Raw genomic sequence first — 16,273 nt, forward strand, 5'->3', positions numbered from 1 at the left:
GATCAATGCCCCACCGAAGTAACGACAATGCGGGACATGTGAGGATTGCCGGGGTAACGGCGGATGCCGGCCCCCCTCCTGGTTACCCACCGGGGACGCGGATCCTCCCGCGCGCCCCCATGGATGCACCCATGCGCCCCGAACCCGGAACCGGTGCTCCTCCCCCGCGCATCCGCGCGGGCGTAACCCCTGGTGACGGCCGTAGTTGTGTTCATCGTGGAAGAGACGATCGCGGGCACCGACGCCGTACAGATCCCGACGCAGCGCGGGGAATCGCTGCTGGACACCGCAGTCCGCTACGCCGAGGAGCGGCACTGGGACGTGTTCCCGGGCACCTGGCTGGAGGCCGTCGAGGGGGTGCGGCGCTGCTCGTGCGGTGACGCCGCGTGCCCCTCGCCCGGCGCGCACCCGGCCCGCCCGGACTGGGCGGCCCAGGCGACCGGCAGCGCGACCGTCGCCCGCCGGATGTGGCAGAAGCAGCCGGACGCGTCGATCCTGCTGCCCACCGGGCGGACGTTCGACGCGGTCTCCGTGCCGGAGACGGCGGGGTTCCTGGCACTCGCGCGGATGGAGCGGATGGGGCTGACGCTGGGGCCGGTCACGGTGACGCCGGACCGGCGGACGGAGTTCTTCGTGCTGCCGGGGGCCTCGGCGAAGGTGCCGGAGTCGCTGCGCAGGCTGGGGTGGTCGTTGTCGTCGCTCGACCTGACGGTCCTCGGGGAGGGGGCGTATGTGGCCGCGCCGCCCACACGGGTCGGGTGCCGGGGGGCCGTGCAGTGGGCCTGCCGGCCTACGGCTGCGAACCGGTGGTTGCCGGATGTGGAGGAGTTGGTCTCGCCGTTGGCTTATGCGTGCGGCAGGGATCGGTAGGGCGCCTGTTGATGTGCGTGGTTTCTGTTCGTAGGCGACCGCGGCCGCGTCGTGGCTGATCGCGCCCGCGCGGCGGAGCCGCATATCGACACAGTCCCGCGCCCCTTGAGGGTGTTGCGCTCCCCGTAGCCTTCATCGCTGACGGAGGGAGACATGGTGGATGGCAGTGCCGTAAGTGTGCGGGGGCTCTGGAAGCGGTTCGGGGAGCAGGTCGCGGTCGGGGGGATCGATCTGGAGCTGCCCGCGGGGCGGTTCATCGGGCTGGTCGGGCCCAACGGGGCCGGGAAGACCACCACCCTGTCCATGATGACCGGGCTGCTGCGGCCCGATCAGGGCACCGTCGAGGTCGTCGGGCACGACGTGTGGCGGGATCCGGCGGAGGTGAAGGCCCGGATCGGGGTGCTGCCGGAGGGGCTGCGGCTGTTCGAGCGGCTGTCGGGGCGTGAACTGCTCGCGTACACGGGGCGGTTGCGGGGGCTGCCCGGTGACGAGGTCGACAAGCGGGCCACGCAGCTGCTCGACGTCCTCGATCTGGCCGGCGCCCAGCACAAGCTCGTCGTCGACTACTCGACCGGCATGCGCAAGAAGACCGGGCTCGCCGCCGCCCTGCTGCACAATCCCGAAGTCCTCTTCCTGGACGAGCCGTTCGAGGGCGTCGACCCGGTCTCCGCACAGACCATCCGGGGTGTTCTGGAGCGGTACACGGCGTCCGGTGCCACGGTCGTGTTCTCTTCCCACGTCATGGAGCTCGTCGAGTCACTGTGCGACTGGGTGGCCGTGATGGCCGCCGGCCGGATCCGCGCCCACGGCCCGCTCGCCGAGGTGCGCGGTGACGCGCCCTCGCTCCAGCGGGCGTTCCTGGAGCTGGTCGGGGCGGGCAGCCGCGACGCCGGTTCGGACCTGGACTGGCTGGGCGGGGGTTCCCGGTGAGCGCCGTGAGCACTCCCGCCGCTCTCACCTCCGTCTTCGTCCGGCTGAAACTGTCCCTGCTGCGCAACGGGCTGCGGCAGTCCGGCGGGCGGAAGGCTGCGTACATCGCCTCCGCCGTCGTCGTCCTGCTGTTCGCCGCGCTGCAACTGCTCGGGCTGATCGCGCTGCGCGGCTCCGGCCATGTCGAGTCGCTGGTGGTGCTGCTCGTGGCGGTGCTGGGCCTCGGCTGGGCGGTGATGCCGCTGCTCTTCCCCGGGGGCGACGAGACCCTCGACCCGACCCGGCTGGTGATGCTGCCGCTGCGGCCGCGGCCGCTGGTGCGGGCCCTGCTCGTGTCCTCGCTGGTCGGTGTCGGGCCGCTGTTCACGCTGTGCCTGCTCGCCGGTTCCGTGATCGCCGTCGCGCACGGCGGGGCGGCGTTCGCCGTGGGTGTCCTCGCCGTGCCGCTGGCGCTGCTGGTGTGCGTGGCGCTCGCGCGGGCGGTGGCCGCCGCCAACGTACGGCTGCTCACCAGCCGCAAGGGCCGGGACCTCGCGGTGCTCAGCGGGCTGGTGATCGCCGTCGGGGCGCAGGTGGTCAACTTCGGGGCGCAGCGGCTGGGTTCCTCCGGTCTGGAGCAGCTCGACCCGGCGGCGGACGTGCTGCGGTGGTTCCCGCCGGCGTCGGCGGTCGCCGCGGTGCACACGGCGGGCGAGGGGGCGTACGGGGTCGCGCTGGCGCAACTTGCTCTGAGCGCGGCGGCGTTGGCGGGGCTGCTCACGCTGTGGTCGCGGTCCCTGACGCGGCTGATGACCTCGCCGGACGGTTCCACCCTCCAGGCTGCCGGGGACACGGCGGTCCGCGACCGCGCGTCGACGGGCCTGTCCCGGCTGCTGCCGCCGGGCCGCACGGGTACGGCCATGGAGCGCAGCCTGCGCTACGTCCGGCGCGATCCGAAGACGAAGGCCGCGTGGGTGACCTCGCTGGCGATCGGGCTGATCGTGCCGGTGTTCAACGCCTGGCAGGGCACCGGCTCGGCCTACTTCGCCTGTTTCGCCGCCGGGATGCTCGGCATCCAGATGTACAACCAGTTCGGGCAGGACACCTCGGCGTTCTGGATGGTCGCGATGACGATCTCGTCGACCCGGGAGGCGTACGTCGAGCTGCGCGCCCGCGCGCTGGCGCTGCTGCTGGTCACCCTGCCGTACGCCGCGCTCGTCACCGTGCTGACGACGGCGGTGCTGGGCGACTGGGCGCGGCTGCCGGAGGCGCTGGGCCTGTCCTTCGCGCTGCTCGGCGCGATGCTCTCGACGGGCGCGTGGACCTCGGCCCGCTTCCCGTACTCCATCCCGCAGGAGGGCCACAGGAACGTCGCCCCGGGGCAGGTCGGGCTGGCCTGGATCTCCATCTTCGGCGGCATGGTCGCGGCGGCGGTGCTGTGCGTCCCGGTCATCGCCCTCACCATCTGGCTGAACATCGCCGAGGGCGGCGACGACTGGCTGTGGCTGCTGCTGCCGGTGGGCACGGCGTACGGCGCGGCCCTGACGTTCCTCGGCCTGCGGCTGGCGGCCCCGCAGACGGCCCGCCGGCTGCCGGAGATCCTGACGGCGGTGAGCAAGGGGTGAGGAGCGGGAGGTCGGGTCCCGCGACGTGGTGGAGGGGATCAGGCACGCGGCGTTCCGGTGCGCGGCCCACGGTGGTCGCCGTGAGGGAAGCGGCCCACAGGGCCCACCGCTGAGGTGAGGCGGCCCTCCGTCCCGGCGTGGCCACCACTCCTGGCCTGTGGGTCCCGACGCGTTGATCCCCGCACCGCCCGGCGGGACGCCTGGGCGGACCTCCGCGCCGGTGAGCGGTGTCGCCGGGTTCCCGTCACGGGGTGGGGTCAGCGGGCGTCCAGTGAGTCCAGGAAGGGTTCGATCGCCGTGAGCCAGGTCTCCGGCTGGTCGTAGTGGACCAGGTGGCCGGCGTCGGCGACCTCCGCGTACCGGCCGTGGGGCATGACGCGGACCATTTCCTGGGCCTCCGCGCGGCCGAGTTCACCGTCGAGGCCGCGGACCACCAGGGCGGGGCAGCGCACCTGGGCCAGTTCCTCCCAGTGCGCGTCGAAGACCCAGGTCTCGCGGGAGCGGAGCATCTGGTCCGGGTCGAACACCGGACGCCAGCCGTCCGGGGACTCGGCCATCACCTCGGCGTAGAACGCGCCGCGGGCCGGGTTGGGCCGCTCCACCCAGGGGTCGTCCTCGCCGAACCACTTGCGTACGTCGGCGAGCGTGGCGAACGGGACCGGCCAGGCCTTGAACCACTCCGCCCACTCGCGCTGCGAGGCGGCTCCGAGGGCGGAGGCCCGCATGTCGCAGATGACCAGCCCGCGCACCAGGTCGGGGCGTTTGGCGGCGAGCTGCCAGGCGGTGAGCGCGCCCATCGCGTGGCCGATGAGGACGGTGGGGCCGAGGCCGAGCTGTTCCAGGGCGGCCTCGGCGTCGTCGACGTAGGCGTCACGGGTGAAGGACGCCTGCGGGGGCTTGTCGCTGCGGCCGTGGCCGCGCTGGTCGAGGGCGACCGCGCGGTACCGCCCGGAGAGCCGGCGGGCGGTGGACGCCCAGTGCGAGGCGCGGCCCATCAGGCCATGCAGTAACAGCACGCTGGGGGCGTTCTGCGCGGCGCTCTCCGCCGGGTCGGTCCCGTTCTTGGGCGGGTCGCCGAACTCCCAGGCGGCGAGCCGTACGCCGTCCGCCCCGGTCACGTCGATGCGTCGCGCCATGGTCCTGGCACCCCCCAAGCTCGCTACCTGCCCGCTGCCTGTCCGCTGCCCGTGTACTGGCCCTGCCTGTTGCTCCTGCCCGCAGGCTATCGAATGAGCATTCGAGAATGGCTTCTTGCCCGGCAACACCCCTCGTTCGAGTGACACCCCGCGGGGATTGATCGCCGTGGCCCGGGGGAGATCTTCATCGGGAGGCGGACCGCTCGGGGAAAACGGTCCGAGGGGAATGACCCTGAGAGCTCGGGGCTCCGGGTCAGCACAGGGGAGGACAGGCCCCGGCGCCGTGCGGCGCCGGGGCTCCTCACGTGGTCACGGCACATCGTCCCGCCCCTCCCCTGCCGGGGCGACACCGCTGCCGGCCCGGCCAGAGCCACTCAGGTCATATGCCTCACGCGACAGCCTCGCACGCGAATCCGGTGAGCGCTGCGATTCGCCGCAGTGGATCTCGGATTCGGCTCGTTCACACCTCACACCGGGCGGGCGCGAACCGCCCGCCCGATGTCCTGCCCCGCCCCGTCCCGTCGGCCGGTCGGCCGGTCAGGGCTTGGCGACGAACACGTGCGAGGCCACCTCCGACTCCAGCTCGGCCGCCTCTCCGCTGCTGCCCACCAGCACCCCGCCCGCCGACTCCGTCACGCTGACCACCGAACCGGGCTGCACGCCCGCCCGGCGCAGCGTGTACATGAGCTGCGCGTCCGTCTGGATCGGCTCGCCGATCCGGCGCACCACGACCGTCTTGCCCCCGGCGCCCGGGTCGAGGTCGGCCAGGGACACCATGCCCTCGTCCAGGAACGGGTGGGCCCCGTCCTTCTCGCCCAGCTCCTCCAGGCCCGGGATCGGGTTGCCGTACGGCGACTCGGTGGGGTGCCTCAGCAGTTCCAGCACGCGGCGCTCGACGGCCTCGCTCATCACGTGCTCCCAGCGACAGGCCTCGGCATGGACCTGCTCCCACTCCAGGCCGATCACGTCGACCAGGAGACACTCGGCGAGGCGGTGCTTGCGCATCACGCGCGTGGCCAGCCGGCGGCCCTCGTCGGTGAGCTCCAGGTGCCGGTCGGGGGCGACGGACACCAGGCCGTCGCGCTCCATCCGCGCCACCGTCTGGCTGACCGTCGGCCCGCTCTGGTCGAGCCGCTCGGCGATCCGGGCGCGCATGGGGACCACACCTTCCTCCTCCAGCTCGAGGATGGTGCGGAGATACATCTCCGTGGTGTCGATCAGTCCGGACATATATGCCCCTCGATGAGATCTGCGGATGGCTCTGCCGGAGGCTGGACGGCTCACCGGCGCGTGCGCTGGCCCAGGACCCAATTCTGACGCATAGGACCGACAACCGGGCCGCGCAGTGGAAACGAAGGGCCGCACGGAGGGGAAACCCCGCCGTCGGGCGCCGTATTGACACGGCACTGGTCCAGACCGCACGGTGATCCGCGACACTCCTGCCCGAAGTGCCCGAAGGGATGCCGCATGAGCGACCGCACGCCGGCCGATCGGTTCCTCGACGCCGCGATCGACCTGCTGCAGCGGATCCGCGACGAGGAGGCCGGGTCCGTCACGGCGGCGGGCACGCTGCTCGCCGACACGGTCGCGGGCGGCGGCCGGCTCTTCGCCTTCGGCGCCGGGCACTCCTCGCTGGCCGCGCAGGACCTCGTCTACCGGGCCGGCGGACTCGCCCTGATGAACCTGCTCGCCGTGCCGGGGGTCGTCGGCGTCGACGTGATGCCGGCCACGCTGGGCTCCGCCCTGGAGCGGGTCGACGGGCTCGCGGGCGTCGTGCTCGACTCCTCGCCGCTCCGCGCGGACGACGCGCTGATCATCATCTCGCTGTCCGGGCGCAACGCGCTGCCCGTGGAGATGGCCGTGAAGGCCCGGGAACGGGGCGTGCGGGTGATCGGCGTGACGTCGGTGGCGTACGCGGCGCAGACGACGTCCCGGCACTCCTCCGGGACGTTCCTGAAGGACCACTGCGATCTCGTACTGGACTCCCGGATCGCGGTCGGTGACGCGGAGCTCACCCTCGACAACGTGCCCGCGCCCTTCGCTCCCGCGTCCACGGTGGTCACCACGGCGCTTCTGCAGTCCGTCATGGCCACGGCGGCGGCGGTTCTCGCCGACCGCGGCATCGAGCCCCCGCTCCTGCGCTCCGGCAACGTGGACGGCGGCCACGAGTGGAACGCCCGCATCATGGACGAGTACGGCGACCGGATCTTCTACCGCCACTGACCCGGGACGACGGTTTTCTCGCCCCCGCCGCCCTTACCCGTCCCATCCCGGGGACGCTGCCCCCGGAACCCTTGTTCCTCAAACGCCGGAGGGGCTGATGTCAGCCCCTCCGGCGTTTGAGGAGCGGGGTCCGGGGCGGAGCCCCGGGTTCGGGACGGGAAGGGGCGGCGGGGGCGGAAGACGAACGTCAGCGATCGTCGCCGAGAAGCCCCGCCAGATCCAGGGCAGTGGCGATGTGACCCGCCACATCCTCGGCATACATCGCGTCGGAGCGCTCGAACGCATGACGCCCCACCCCCCGCAGAAACGTCACAGCACCAAGCGTCCGCCCCCGGCTGCGCAACACCGCGCACAAGGCGTGCACCGCATCCCCCGGCCACTGCCGCGCCAGCGCCCACGCCCGCGCCTCCTCGGCTCCCATGGAGCCGGCATCCGCCCGCACCGTCCCGACCCGCTCCACACACTGCACCGCCGGATGCCCCTCGCCGTACCGCACCGGCAGCCCCGCCCGCCCGGCAAGCCTGCTCGGCCCCGGCGCACCGGACGGCGTGGCGGCGATCCGCACCAGCCGCACCCGGTCGACGCCCTCCGCGCCGTCGGCCACCCGGTCGATCAGCGCGTGATCGGCGAACCCGGCCAGCGCGAAGTCCAGATGGACCGTCGCCGCCTCCGCCGGGTCCTCGCACTCCGCCGCCGCGCGCGCCGCGCGGTGCAGCTGCTGCGCGCGGAACCGCAGCAGCGACGCCTCCTGCTCACCTTGCCGGGACTCGGTCACGTCCTGGAACAGCCAGCCGACCCCGAGCGGCACCGGCTCCTCCGCCAGCGGTGACGCCAGCCGCACGAACCCGCTCCGCCAGCACCGCCGCCGCTCGCCCTCCGGCGTGCGCACACTCACCCACAGCTCGGCCGGCGCGGGCGGCGCGCCCTCCGCGAGCACATGGGTGAGCGCGCTCTCCAGCTCCTCCACACCCTGCGCCAGCAGCTCCCCCAGCGGCCGGCCCAGTACCGACGCACGCCCCGCCCCCAGCGCCCGCGCGGCGTGCGTGTTCACCACCGCGGGCCGCAGATCCGCGTCGACCAGGACGACACCCCAGCTCGCGTCCTCCAGCAGCGCCTCGCTCAGCGCGATCGACCGCTCCAGGTCGATCTGCGCGTGCACCTCGCTGAACGCGCAGTACACCCCCGCCGGTTTCCCGTCCGGTCCGCGCACCGCCGCGGACTGCGTCCGCACCAGCACCCGGCCGCCGTCCTTCGTCAGCAGCGCGAACTCGTTGACCTGCCGGCCCGGCGCGTCCATGGCCGACATCAGCCGCGCCTCGACCTCCTCGGCGTCCGCGCTGCGCACGGCCCACCCGGCGAACCCGGCCCGGCCCACCGCCTCCTCCGCGCTCCAGCCGAGGATCCGCTCCGCCTCACGGTTCCAGTGCGTGACCGTCCCGTCCGCGTCGAAGGCGCACAGGGCGGCGTCCATGCCGTCGAGCAGCGCGGCGAGGAGGTCGGAGCCGTCCGACCCCTCCCGCGCGGGCTCGGGCTCGTCCGGCCCCAGCTCGTCGGTGGTCCCACTACGCCGGGAAGCACTCACCTGGACCCCCTGCAGGCCGCGTCCGCACGTACGGCACGACGGTTCGCTCACTTGCAATCATTCAACTTGAACGTGACTCAGCGCACATCGGGTTCCCGCAAGATTGAGAGAATCGTTGTGCTCGGTCGTCTTCCCGCGATCCGGCCGCTCCCCCTACGCGGGGGAGGACACCAGCCGCAGGTCGACCCACTCGTCGCGCTCGCCGTCCAGCACGTACCGCTCCCGCTCGGCGAAGCCCCGCGCCACGGCGAACCGCAGCCCCTCCGCGTTGGCCGCCGGCACCACGGTCCCGACCTCCTCGGCCCCGAGCCCGCGCGCGTGCGCCAGCCCCTTCTCGTAGAGCGCCGTGCCGATCCCCCTGCCCCGGGACCCGGGCAGCACCCCCGCGATGACGGTCGCCACGGCCTCCTCGCCCTGCGGGGGCCGTACCGTCGAGCAGCCGACGAGTACGTCACCGTCGTACGCGTTCTCCAGCCGGTACCCGCGCGTGAGCCGCTCCCGCGCCTCGTCGGGTGTCATCGCGGCGGGCGGCACGATCACGTTGTGGACGTGCCGCCACCGCTCCAGCATGGCGTCGCCGTCCACGACCTCGATACGCGGATCACTCATCCGGCAAGCCAATCGCGCCCCCGCGCGGGGGCCAACGAAAAAAGTGGTTGATACGGCGCCGATCGCTTCCTAGGGTGGCAGTACTTCGGAAAGGAGGTGGTTCGGCAGATGTATGACAACCGGACGGAAGAGGTGGCTGCGGGCTAGTGGCCCGCCGTCGTACTCGGTTCGGCGCCGGGCCAGCGTGTGCGAGATACACGCAGCCGGCCTAACCCAACGCAGTCACCCGACCCGCGAGTCGCCGGTAACGTCCGGCCGGCTCCTCCCCAGGGAGGAACCAGACTCGCGGGTCGCCTGCGTTTTCGGTGCCCTTCGGTTTCTCCCGGTCCCGGTGCCTTTTCTCAGCGGGCGATGTCCGCGTACCCCTCGATCTCGCGCGGGTCGCGCGTGCCCGGGCCGACGTAGCGGGCCGAGGGGCGGACCAGGCGGCCCGTGCGCTTCTGCTCCAGGATGTGCGCCGACCAGCCCGCCGTACGGGCGCAGGTGAACATCGAGGTGAACATGTGCGCCGGGACCTCGGCGAAGTCCAGCACGATGGCCGCCCAGAACTCCACGTTGGTGGCGAGCACCCGGTCGGGGCGGCGGGCGTGGAGCTCGGCCAGGGCGGCCTTCTCCAGGGCCTCGGCGACCTCGAAGCGCGGGGCGCCGAGTTCGCGGGCGGTGCGGCGCAGGACGCGGGCGCGGGGGTCCTCCGCGCGGTAGACGCGGTGGCCGAAGCCCATGAGGCGCTCGCCCTTGTCGAGGGCCTGCCTGACGTACGCCTCGGCGTCCCCGGTGCGCTCGATCTCCTCGATCATGCCCAGCACGCGCGAGGGGGCGCCGCCGTGCAGCGGTCCCGACATGGCGCCGACGGCTCCCGAGAGGGCCGCCGCGACGTCCGCGCCGGTCGAGGCGATGACCCGCGCGGTGAACGTGGAGGCGTTCATGCCGTGCTCGGCGGCCGACGTCCAGTACGCGTCGACGGCCGCGACGTGCTTGGGGTCGGGCTCACCGCGCCAGCGGATCATGAAGCGTTCGACGATGGACTCGGCCCTGTCTATCTCGCGCTGCGGCACCATGGGCAGGCCCTGGCCGCGCGCGGACTGGGCGACGTAGGACAGGGCCATGACGGCGGCGCGGGCGAGGTCGTCGCGGGCCTGCTCGGCATCGATGTCGAGGAGCGGTTTCAGGCCCCACACGGGCGCCAGCATGGCCAGCGCGGACTGCACGTCGACGCGGATGTCGCCGGAGTGCACGGGGATCGGGAACGGCTCGGCGGGCGGCAGTCCGGGGTTGAACGCCCCGTCGACGAGCAGCCCCCAGACGTTGCCGAAGGAGACGTGCCCGACCAGGTCCTCGATGTCGACGCCCCGGTACCGCAGGGCGCCGCCCTCCTTGTCGGGTTCGGCGATCTCCGTCTCGAACGCGACGACTCCTTCGAGCCCGGGTACGAAGTCGGACATCTGGCGGCTCCTTGTGAGGTGGGTGACAGATGGTGTTGTGGGGTGGGACGACCATGTGTCGGCGTCGGCGGAAGCGTGGCGCGCGTCCGGTGGATCCGCGGTCCGTATCGAACGGACTCGCGGTCCGGGACGTCACCCCTGTGATGCCCGGCTGGCGGTCACCCAACCGGATCAGTGGCAGCACGATATCCCCGAGTGCCATCTTTGGGGAGGGTTCGCGGCACTCAGTGCCACCACGTGACGTAGGACACCCCGCTCTCGGGGGCTCCGCGCATACGGCAGGATGACGGCGTGACCGACCGAGACGCCGTCCCCTTCGATCTCGCCTCGATGCGCAAGCAGTACCGGACCGAGGGGCTCTCCGAGACCGACCTGGCCGCCACCCCCGTCGAACAGTTCGCGCGCTGGTTCGGACAGGCCGCGACGGACGGCGGGCTGTTCGAACCGAACGCCATGATCGTCTCGACGGCGGACGCGGCGGGACGGCCCGGCTCACGCACGGTGCTGCTGAAGCACTTCGACGACGACGGGTTCGTCTTCTACACGAACTACGACTCCCGCAAGGGCCGCGACCTGGCGGAGAACCCCCACGTCTCGCTCCTCTTCCCCTGGCACCCGATGGCCCGGCAGGTCATCGTCACCGGCACCGCGCGCCGCACCGGCCGCGACGAGACGGCCGCCTACTTCCGCACCCGCCCGCACGGCTCCCAGCTCGGCGCGTGGGCCAGCGGCCAGTCGTCGGTGATCGCCGACCGCGCGGCCCTCGACGCGACCTACGCCGACCTGGCGGCCCGCTACCCGGAGCACGAGCAGGTCCCGGTGCCACCCCACTGGGGCGGCTACCGGGTGGTCCCGGAGGCGGTGGAGTTCTGGCAGGGCAGGGAGAACCGCCTGCACGACCGCCTGCGGTACGTGGCGGAGGCGGGCGGCACCTGGCGGGTGGAGAGGCTGAGCCCGTGAAGGGGCGGGAGTCCCGCGCGGGGGACGAGGAGGCGGAGCTGTCGCCGGCCGAGGCGGCGGTCGAGGCCCGCGCCCTCGCCCTGCGCGGAGATGTCACGGCGGAGTACGTCGTCGACGTACTCCGCGCGATGCGCGAGGCCCGCGAGCGGGCGTGATCGCGCGTGTTCTCACAGCTTGCCCCACACGTGCGCGGTCCGGTGGCCGCCGAGGATCCGGGAGAAGCGGGTCAGGAACTCCGGCGTGAACTCGGGCCAGTTCCAGAACTCGAAGCCGAGGTGGGCGAAGGCGAAGTAGTCGTCGGCCCACCGCCACTCCGGCAGCGGGACGGACTCGGCGCAGGCGGGGCAGACCACCTGCGCCTCCCCGGTCTCGTCCCAGGTCTCCATGGCCGCGCGGAAGGGCGCCCACACGTCGTCGATCGTGTCCCAGGTGTCCGTGACCAGCCGCGTGGTGGCCGCGCACCGCGGGCAGGTCACCGCCTCGGGATCGCCCTGGCCGCCGTCGAAGACGGTGCGCCCCACCTCCACGGCCAGTCCGTCCCACGGCTCCAGGTCGGCGTCGTCCTCCGCCACGGCGCGGTGCCAGTTCGGGCCTGGCGGATACCCGAGCGGCTGCCCGAGGACGCAGTCGGTCCGCTCGGCGAGGACGATGCCCTCCTCCACCAGCCACGCCACCACGCGGTCCGCGAGTTCCGCCGCCTCGTCGGGGCCGGCGTCGAGGTCGACGATCGTCTGGAAGTGATCACCCATGCGGAAACCGTAGACCCCGCCACCGACAACGCCCTCAGCCCAGCGCCTCGTCCAGCAGCACCGCCCACTGCGCCACCACCCGTTCCCGGCGGGCCCCGTCGTCGGTGAGGAGGGTGGCGAGGCCCAGGCCCCGGGCCATGTCGAGGAGGCCCTGGACGGTTTCGCGGACGCCGGGGCGGGACTCGTCGGCGCCGAGGAGTTCCACGGCGGTGCGGTGGGACTCGCGGCCGACGCGCAGCTCCAGCTCGGTCACGCGCGGGCGCAGCTGTTCCTCGTTGGAGGCGGCGACCCAGAGGTGGAGCGCCGCGCGGAAGACGGGGCCGGTGTAGAGGTCGACGAGGGCCGCGATCACCGCGCGGCGGTCGCCGGCCGCGGCGCCCTCCGGGAAGAGGGCGCGCAGGGCGGTGGAGCGCTCCTCGGCGACGTACTCGACGGCGGCCGTGAAGAGGTCCTCACGGGTCGGGAAGTGGTGCTGGGCGGCCCCTCGGGAGACGCCCGCGCGTTCGGCGACGACGGAGACCGTGGAGCCCGCCCAGCCGTGTTCGGCGAGGCAGGCCACGGCGGCCTCCAGGAGCCGCTGCCGGGTGGCCCGGCTGCGGTCCTGCTTGGGGACTCGTTCCGCACGGTCGGCCGTGCTCACACCACCCATTCCGGATCCCGTCGTTCGAGGAAGGCCGTCATTCCCTCGCGCGCGTGGGCGGAGGCGAAGAGGCGTGCCGAGAGCGCGGTCAGGTCGGCCGCGTCCCGGTCGAAGGTCTCCAGCACCCTAGCCGTGAGCAGCCGTTTCGTCTCGGCCAGGGCTTCGGGGGCGGATCTGCGCAGGCCGTCGAGGATCGGCGCGAGGACCTCGTCCACGTCGTCTCCGGCGGCGGTGAGCAGGCCGATGCGGGTGGCCTCGGCGGTGTCGAGGCGTTCGCCGGTGAGGTAGTAGCGGGCCAGGGCGCGCGGGTCGGTGCGGGGCAGCAGCGGCAGTGAGATCACGGCGGGTGCGACCCCGATACGGACCTCGGTGAAGGCGAACGTCGCCGCGCGGGACGCGACGGCGACGTCACAGGCGGCGAGCAGACCGAGGCCGCCCGCGCGGACGTGCCCGGTGACCCGCGCGAGGACCGGTTTGGGCAGCTCGACGATCCCCCGCAACAGGCCCACCAACGCCTCGGGGGCGGGCGGGTCCCGCAGGTCGGCGCCCGCGCTGAAGGTGTTGCCGGTGTGGGTGAGGACCACCGCGCGGACGCCGGTGTCCCCGCCCGCGTCGGTGAGCGCGTCGGCCAGTTCGCCGACGAGGGCGGCGGACAGGGCGTTGCGGCGCTCCGGGGCGTCGAGGGAGAGCGTTTCGACGCCCCGCGCGCGGGTGCGGCCGATCAGGGTCACGAGGGCTCCTCGTGCGCCGCGCGGAGTTCACGGCGCAGGATCTTTCCGGAGGCGGCGCGCGGGACGCCGTCGATGAAGGTGACGTGCCGGATGCGCTTGTACGGGGCGACGTGCTCGGCGACGTACATCATGACCTCGCCCGCGGAGAGCTCCGGGGCGGACGGCTGACGGACGACGTGGGCGTGCGGGACCTCGTTGCCGTCCTCGTCGTAGACGCCGATGACGGCGGCGTCCGCGATACCGGGGTGGGTGAGGAGCAGCGCCTCGAGTTCGGCGGGGGCGACCTGGAAGCCCTTGTACTTGATCAGTTCCTTCACGCGGTCCACGACGAAGAGCCAGCCTCCCTCGTCGACGTGGCCGACGTCGCCGGTGTGCAGCCAGCCGTCCTCGTCGATCATCGCGGCGGTGGCGTCGGGGCGGCCGAGGTAGCCCTTCATGATCTGCGGCCCGCGGATGAGGATCTCGCCGGACTCGCCGGGGCCGAGGTCCTTGCCGGGGTCGTCGAGGGAGACGATCCGCATCTCGGTGCCGGCGATGAGCTTGCCGACGGTGCCGGGTGGCGCGTCGCTCATGGCGTCCAGGGGGACGACGTGGGTGCCGGGCGACAGTTCCGTCATGCCGTACGCCTGGCCGACGGGCGGCAGCCCGAGCCGCCGCGAGCAGGCGGCGGCGAGGCTCGCGTCCAGGGGTGCGGCTGCGCTGACGACGTGCTTCAGGGACGACAGGTCGTACCGGTCGACCAGCGGGTGCTTGGCGAGGGCCAGCACGATCGGCGGGGCCACGTACAGGCCGGTGATGCGGTGGTTCTGGATGGCCGCGAGGAACGTCTCCAGGTCGAAGCGCGGCAGGACGACGACGGTGGCGCCCTGACGGAGCGGGGCGTTCATCAGGGCGGTGAGCCCGTAGATGTGGAAGAACGGGAGGACGGCGAGGACGCGGTCGCCGGGGCCCGCCGTGATCAGCGGCTGGAGCTGGGCGAGGTTGGTGGCGATCTGCCGGTGGGTGAGCATCACGCCCTTGGGGACGCCGGTGGTGCCGGAGGAGTACGGCAGGGCGGCGACGTCCTCGGTGGGGTCGATGACGACCGCCGGCTCGGGCGCGGTGGAGGCCAGCATGTCGATCAGGGAACGGTGTCCGGGCGCGCTGTCGCAGACGAAGATCTCCTCGATCCCGCCGGCCAGCTCGGCGGCCCTCCGCGCGGTCTCCAGCAGCGGTGAGACGGTGACGATCCAGCGGGCCGCGCAGTCCCCCAGCTGCTTGCCGAACTCCTCGGCGGTCGCGAGGGGGTGCACGGTGGTGACGGAGGCACCCGCGCGGGTGGCCGCGTAGAACGCGAGGGGGAAGGCGACCGTGTTGGGGCTGTGCAGGGCGAGCACGTCCCCCTTGCGCACGCCCGCCTCGGCGAGGGCGGCGGCGACCCGCCGGTGGAACCGGTCCACCTGCTCGTAGGTGAGGGTGGTGCCGTCGGTGCCGTCGATCAGCGCCGGGGTGCTCCCGAACTCGGCGGCCCGCGCGAGCACCGCGTCGTGGATGGGGAGTTCTACCGGCGGGACGTCTGCGTACTCGCTTCGGAACATGGTTCCTCCAGGACGGGCGAGAAGCCGAGCGGGCCTAGTACGACTTGGGCAGGCCCAGGGTCTGGTGGGAGACGTAGTTGAGGATCATCTCCCGGCTCACCGGGGCGATACGGGACACGCGCGCGGCGGTTATCAGTGAGGCGAGCCCGTACTCGCGCGTGAGGCCGTTCCCGCCGAGGGTGTGCACGGCCTGGTCGACGGCCTTCACACAGGCCTCGGCCGCCGCGTACTTGGCCATGTTGGCGGCCTCGCCCGCGCCCATGTCGTCACCGGCGTCGTAGAGGTGGGCGGCCTTCCGCATCATCAGGCGGGCCAGTTCGAGGTCGATGTGCGCCTGGGCGAGGGGGTGGGCGATCGCCTGGTGGGAGCCTATGGGGGCGTTCCACACCGTGCGCTCACGCGCGTACTCGACGGCGCGGGCGAGCGCGTGGCGGCCCATGCCGATCGCGAAGGCGGCCGTCATGACGCGTTCGGGGTTGAGGCCGGCGAAGAGCTGGAGCAGGCCCGCGTCCTCGTCGCCGACGAGCGCGTCGGCGGGCAGCCGTACGTCGTCGAGGACCAGCTCGAACTGCTTCTCCACGGCGGTGAGTTCCATGTCGATGGGGCGCCGCTGGAAGCCCTCGGCGTCGCGCGGGACGATGAACAGGCAGGGCTTGAGCTTCCCGGTGCGGGCGTCCTCGGTGCGGCCCACGATGAGGGTGGCGTCGGCGATGTCGACCCCGGAGACGAACACCTTGCGACCGGTGAGCAGCCAGTCGGTGCCGTCGCGGCGTGCCGTCGTGGTGATGCGGTGGCTGTTGGAGCCGGCGTCGGGTTCGGTGATTCCGAAGGCCATCAGGCGGCTGCCGTCGGCCAGGGCGGGCAGCCACTCCCGTTTCTGGGCATCGGTGCCGAAGCGGGAGATGACGGTGCCGCAGATCGCCGGGGAGACGATCATCATCAGCAGGGGGTTGCCTGCGGCGCCCATCTCTTCGAGGACGAGGGAGAGTTCCGTGATGCCGCCGCCGCCACCGCCGTATGCCTCCGGCAGGTTGACGCCGATGTAGCCGAGCTTGGCGGCGTTCTGCCAGAACTGTTTGCTGTCCGTACCGGAGATGGTGCGGGGGTGGTTGTTCGCGAACGCGGCGACCGCTTCGCGGAGAGCCTTGTGTTCCTCGGATTCGATCACGGGCATGAGCGCTCCTAAGGGGGAGGTGCTTCGCGTCGTGTGGAGGGTGCGG

General features: G+C 72.7%; 16 protein-coding genes. 6 read left to right on the top strand and 10 right to left on the bottom strand.

Annotated elements, in window-relative coordinates; genetic code table 11:
* Window positions 1-216 precede the first annotated feature (216 nt).
* The 3 genes from ACIA6T_RS14000 to ACIA6T_RS14010 all read left to right on the top strand — a co-directional run bounded on the left by ACIA6T_RS14000 (window position 217) and on the right by ACIA6T_RS14010 (window position 3,404).
* Window positions 217-870: a bifunctional DNA primase/polymerase gene (locus tag ACIA6T_RS14000; RefSeq protein WP_399446961.1), complete on the top strand. Its 654-nt coding sequence runs from the start codon at window positions 217-219 to the stop codon at window positions 868-870.
* Window positions 871-1,023: 153 nt separating this feature from the next.
* Window positions 1,024-1,800 (top strand): ABC transporter ATP-binding protein, encoded by a 777-nt coding sequence (locus ACIA6T_RS14005; protein ID WP_399446746.1) that lies wholly within the window; start codon window positions 1,024-1,026, stop codon window positions 1,798-1,800.
* 5 nt (window positions 1,801-1,805) lie between these two features.
* On the top strand, window positions 1,806-3,404 hold the full coding sequence (locus ACIA6T_RS14010) for a transporter (protein WP_399446747.1): 1,599 nt from the start codon (window positions 1,806-1,808) through the stop codon (window positions 3,402-3,404).
* Between the two features lie 257 nt (window positions 3,405-3,661).
* Here the strand turns inward: ACIA6T_RS14010 and ACIA6T_RS14015 are convergent, their stop codons facing one another.
* Both ACIA6T_RS14015 and ACIA6T_RS14020 read right to left on the bottom strand, forming a co-directional pair.
* Complete coding sequence (locus tag ACIA6T_RS14015) at window positions 3,662-4,540, bottom strand: alpha/beta fold hydrolase (protein ID WP_399446748.1); 879 nt, start codon at window positions 4,538-4,540, stop codon at window positions 3,662-3,664.
* 537 nt (window positions 4,541-5,077) lie between these two features.
* On the bottom strand, window positions 5,078-5,770 hold the full coding sequence (locus ACIA6T_RS14020; protein ID WP_121546414.1) for a metal-dependent transcriptional regulator: 693 nt from the start codon (window positions 5,768-5,770) through the stop codon (window positions 5,078-5,080).
* A gap of 237 nt (window positions 5,771-6,007) precedes the next feature.
* Between ACIA6T_RS14020 and ACIA6T_RS14025 the strand changes: the two genes are divergently transcribed.
* Window positions 6,008-6,763, top strand: coding sequence for an SIS domain-containing protein (locus tag ACIA6T_RS14025; RefSeq protein ID WP_399446749.1), 756 nt, complete (start codon window positions 6,008-6,010; stop codon window positions 6,761-6,763).
* A gap of 187 nt (window positions 6,764-6,950) precedes the next feature.
* Here the strand turns inward: ACIA6T_RS14025 and ACIA6T_RS14030 are convergent, their stop codons facing one another.
* From ACIA6T_RS14030 to ACIA6T_RS14040, 3 genes are all read right to left on the bottom strand, one after another.
* A complete protein-coding gene (locus ACIA6T_RS14030; protein ID WP_399446750.1) occupies window positions 6,951-8,345 on the bottom strand; it encodes a PAS domain-containing protein in 1,395 nt (464 codons plus the stop codon).
* Between the two features lie 153 nt (window positions 8,346-8,498).
* Window positions 8,499-8,954 carry a GNAT family N-acetyltransferase gene (locus ACIA6T_RS14035; protein ID WP_399446751.1) on the bottom strand — a complete coding sequence of 152 codons (456 nt, stop codon included), beginning with the start codon at window positions 8,952-8,954 and terminating at the stop codon, window positions 8,499-8,501.
* 341 nt (window positions 8,955-9,295) lie between these two features.
* On the bottom strand, window positions 9,296-10,396 hold the full coding sequence (locus tag ACIA6T_RS14040) for a citrate synthase 2 (protein WP_073934464.1): 1,101 nt from the start codon (window positions 10,394-10,396) through the stop codon (window positions 9,296-9,298).
* Window positions 10,397-10,687: 291 nt separating this feature from the next.
* Here ACIA6T_RS14040 and pdxH point away from each other — a divergent pair, with 291 nt between their 5' ends.
* Both pdxH and ACIA6T_RS14050 read left to right on the top strand, forming a co-directional pair.
* Entirely contained in the window at window positions 10,688-11,356 is a 669-nt protein-coding gene (gene pdxH, locus ACIA6T_RS14045) for a pyridoxamine 5'-phosphate oxidase (protein WP_399446752.1), read from the top strand.
* Window positions 11,353-11,511 carry a hypothetical protein gene (locus ACIA6T_RS14050; protein WP_399446754.1) on the top strand — a complete coding sequence of 53 codons (159 nt, stop codon included), beginning with the start codon at window positions 11,353-11,355 and terminating at the stop codon, window positions 11,509-11,511. The genes pdxH and ACIA6T_RS14050 overlap by 4 nt, the downstream gene beginning before the upstream one ends.
* Window positions 11,512-11,523: 12 nt before the next feature.
* On the opposite strand, the gene ACIA6T_RS14055 is transcribed toward ACIA6T_RS14050, so the two are convergent.
* From ACIA6T_RS14055 to ACIA6T_RS14075, 5 genes are read right to left on the bottom strand one after another with little or no spacing between them, the layout of a single operon-like run.
* On the bottom strand, window positions 11,524-12,105 hold the full coding sequence (locus ACIA6T_RS14055; protein WP_399446755.1) for a hypothetical protein: 582 nt from the start codon (window positions 12,103-12,105) through the stop codon (window positions 11,524-11,526).
* Between the two features lie 34 nt (window positions 12,106-12,139).
* On the bottom strand, window positions 12,140-12,754 hold the full coding sequence (locus ACIA6T_RS14060) for a TetR/AcrR family transcriptional regulator (protein ID WP_073934461.1): 615 nt from the start codon (window positions 12,752-12,754) through the stop codon (window positions 12,140-12,142).
* A complete protein-coding gene (locus ACIA6T_RS14065) occupies window positions 12,742-13,476 on the bottom strand; it encodes an enoyl-CoA hydratase family protein (protein ID WP_399446756.1) in 735 nt (244 codons plus the stop codon). The genes ACIA6T_RS14060 and ACIA6T_RS14065 overlap by 13 nt, the downstream gene beginning before the upstream one ends.
* On the bottom strand, window positions 13,473-15,053 hold the full coding sequence (locus ACIA6T_RS14070) for a 4-coumarate--CoA ligase family protein (protein WP_399446757.1): 1,581 nt from the start codon (window positions 15,051-15,053) through the stop codon (window positions 13,473-13,475). Before ACIA6T_RS14070 ends, ACIA6T_RS14065 begins: the two co-directional genes overlap by 4 nt.
* 34 nt (window positions 15,054-15,087) lie before the next feature.
* Window positions 15,088-16,227 (bottom strand): acyl-CoA dehydrogenase family protein, encoded by a 1,140-nt coding sequence (locus ACIA6T_RS14075; RefSeq protein ID WP_399446758.1) that lies wholly within the window; start codon window positions 16,225-16,227, stop codon window positions 15,088-15,090.
* Between the last annotated feature and the right edge of the window lie 46 nt (window positions 16,228-16,273).

Origin of the sequence: Streptomyces sp. NPDC051740 (assembly GCF_044453165.1) — a bacterium.
In the GTDB taxonomy this organism is placed as follows: domain Bacteria; phylum Actinomycetota; class Actinomycetes; order Streptomycetales; family Streptomycetaceae; genus Streptomyces; species Streptomyces atrovirens.

Coding starts and splice junctions, on each gene's coding strand:
- ACIA6T_RS14005 (WP_399446746.1), top strand. CDS start 1,024: ATGGTGGATGGCAGTGCCGTAAGTGTGCGGGGGCTCTGGAAGCGGTTC.
- ACIA6T_RS14015 (WP_399446748.1), bottom strand. CDS start 4,540: ATGGCGCGACGCATCGACGTGACCGGGGCGGACGGCGTACGGCTCGCC.
- ACIA6T_RS14020 (WP_121546414.1), bottom strand. CDS start 5,770: ATGTCCGGACTGATCGACACCACGGAGATGTATCTCCGCACCATCCTC.
- ACIA6T_RS14025 (WP_399446749.1), top strand. CDS start 6,008: ATGAGCGACCGCACGCCGGCCGATCGGTTCCTCGACGCCGCGATCGAC.
- ACIA6T_RS14035 (WP_399446751.1), bottom strand. CDS start 8,954: ATGAGTGATCCGCGTATCGAGGTCGTGGACGGCGACGCCATGCTGGAG.
- ACIA6T_RS14040 (WP_073934464.1), bottom strand. CDS start 10,396: ATGTCCGACTTCGTACCCGGGCTCGAAGGAGTCGTCGCGTTCGAGACG.
- ACIA6T_RS14055 (WP_399446755.1), bottom strand. CDS start 12,105: ATGGGTGATCACTTCCAGACGATCGTCGACCTCGACGCCGGCCCCGAC.
- ACIA6T_RS14060 (WP_073934461.1), bottom strand. CDS start 12,754: ATGGGTGGTGTGAGCACGGCCGACCGTGCGGAACGAGTCCCCAAGCAG.
- ACIA6T_RS14070 (WP_399446757.1), bottom strand. CDS start 15,053: ATGTTCCGAAGCGAGTACGCAGACGTCCCGCCGGTAGAACTCCCCATC.
- ACIA6T_RS14075 (WP_399446758.1), bottom strand. CDS start 16,227: ATGCCCGTGATCGAATCCGAGGAACACAAGGCTCTCCGCGAAGCGGTC.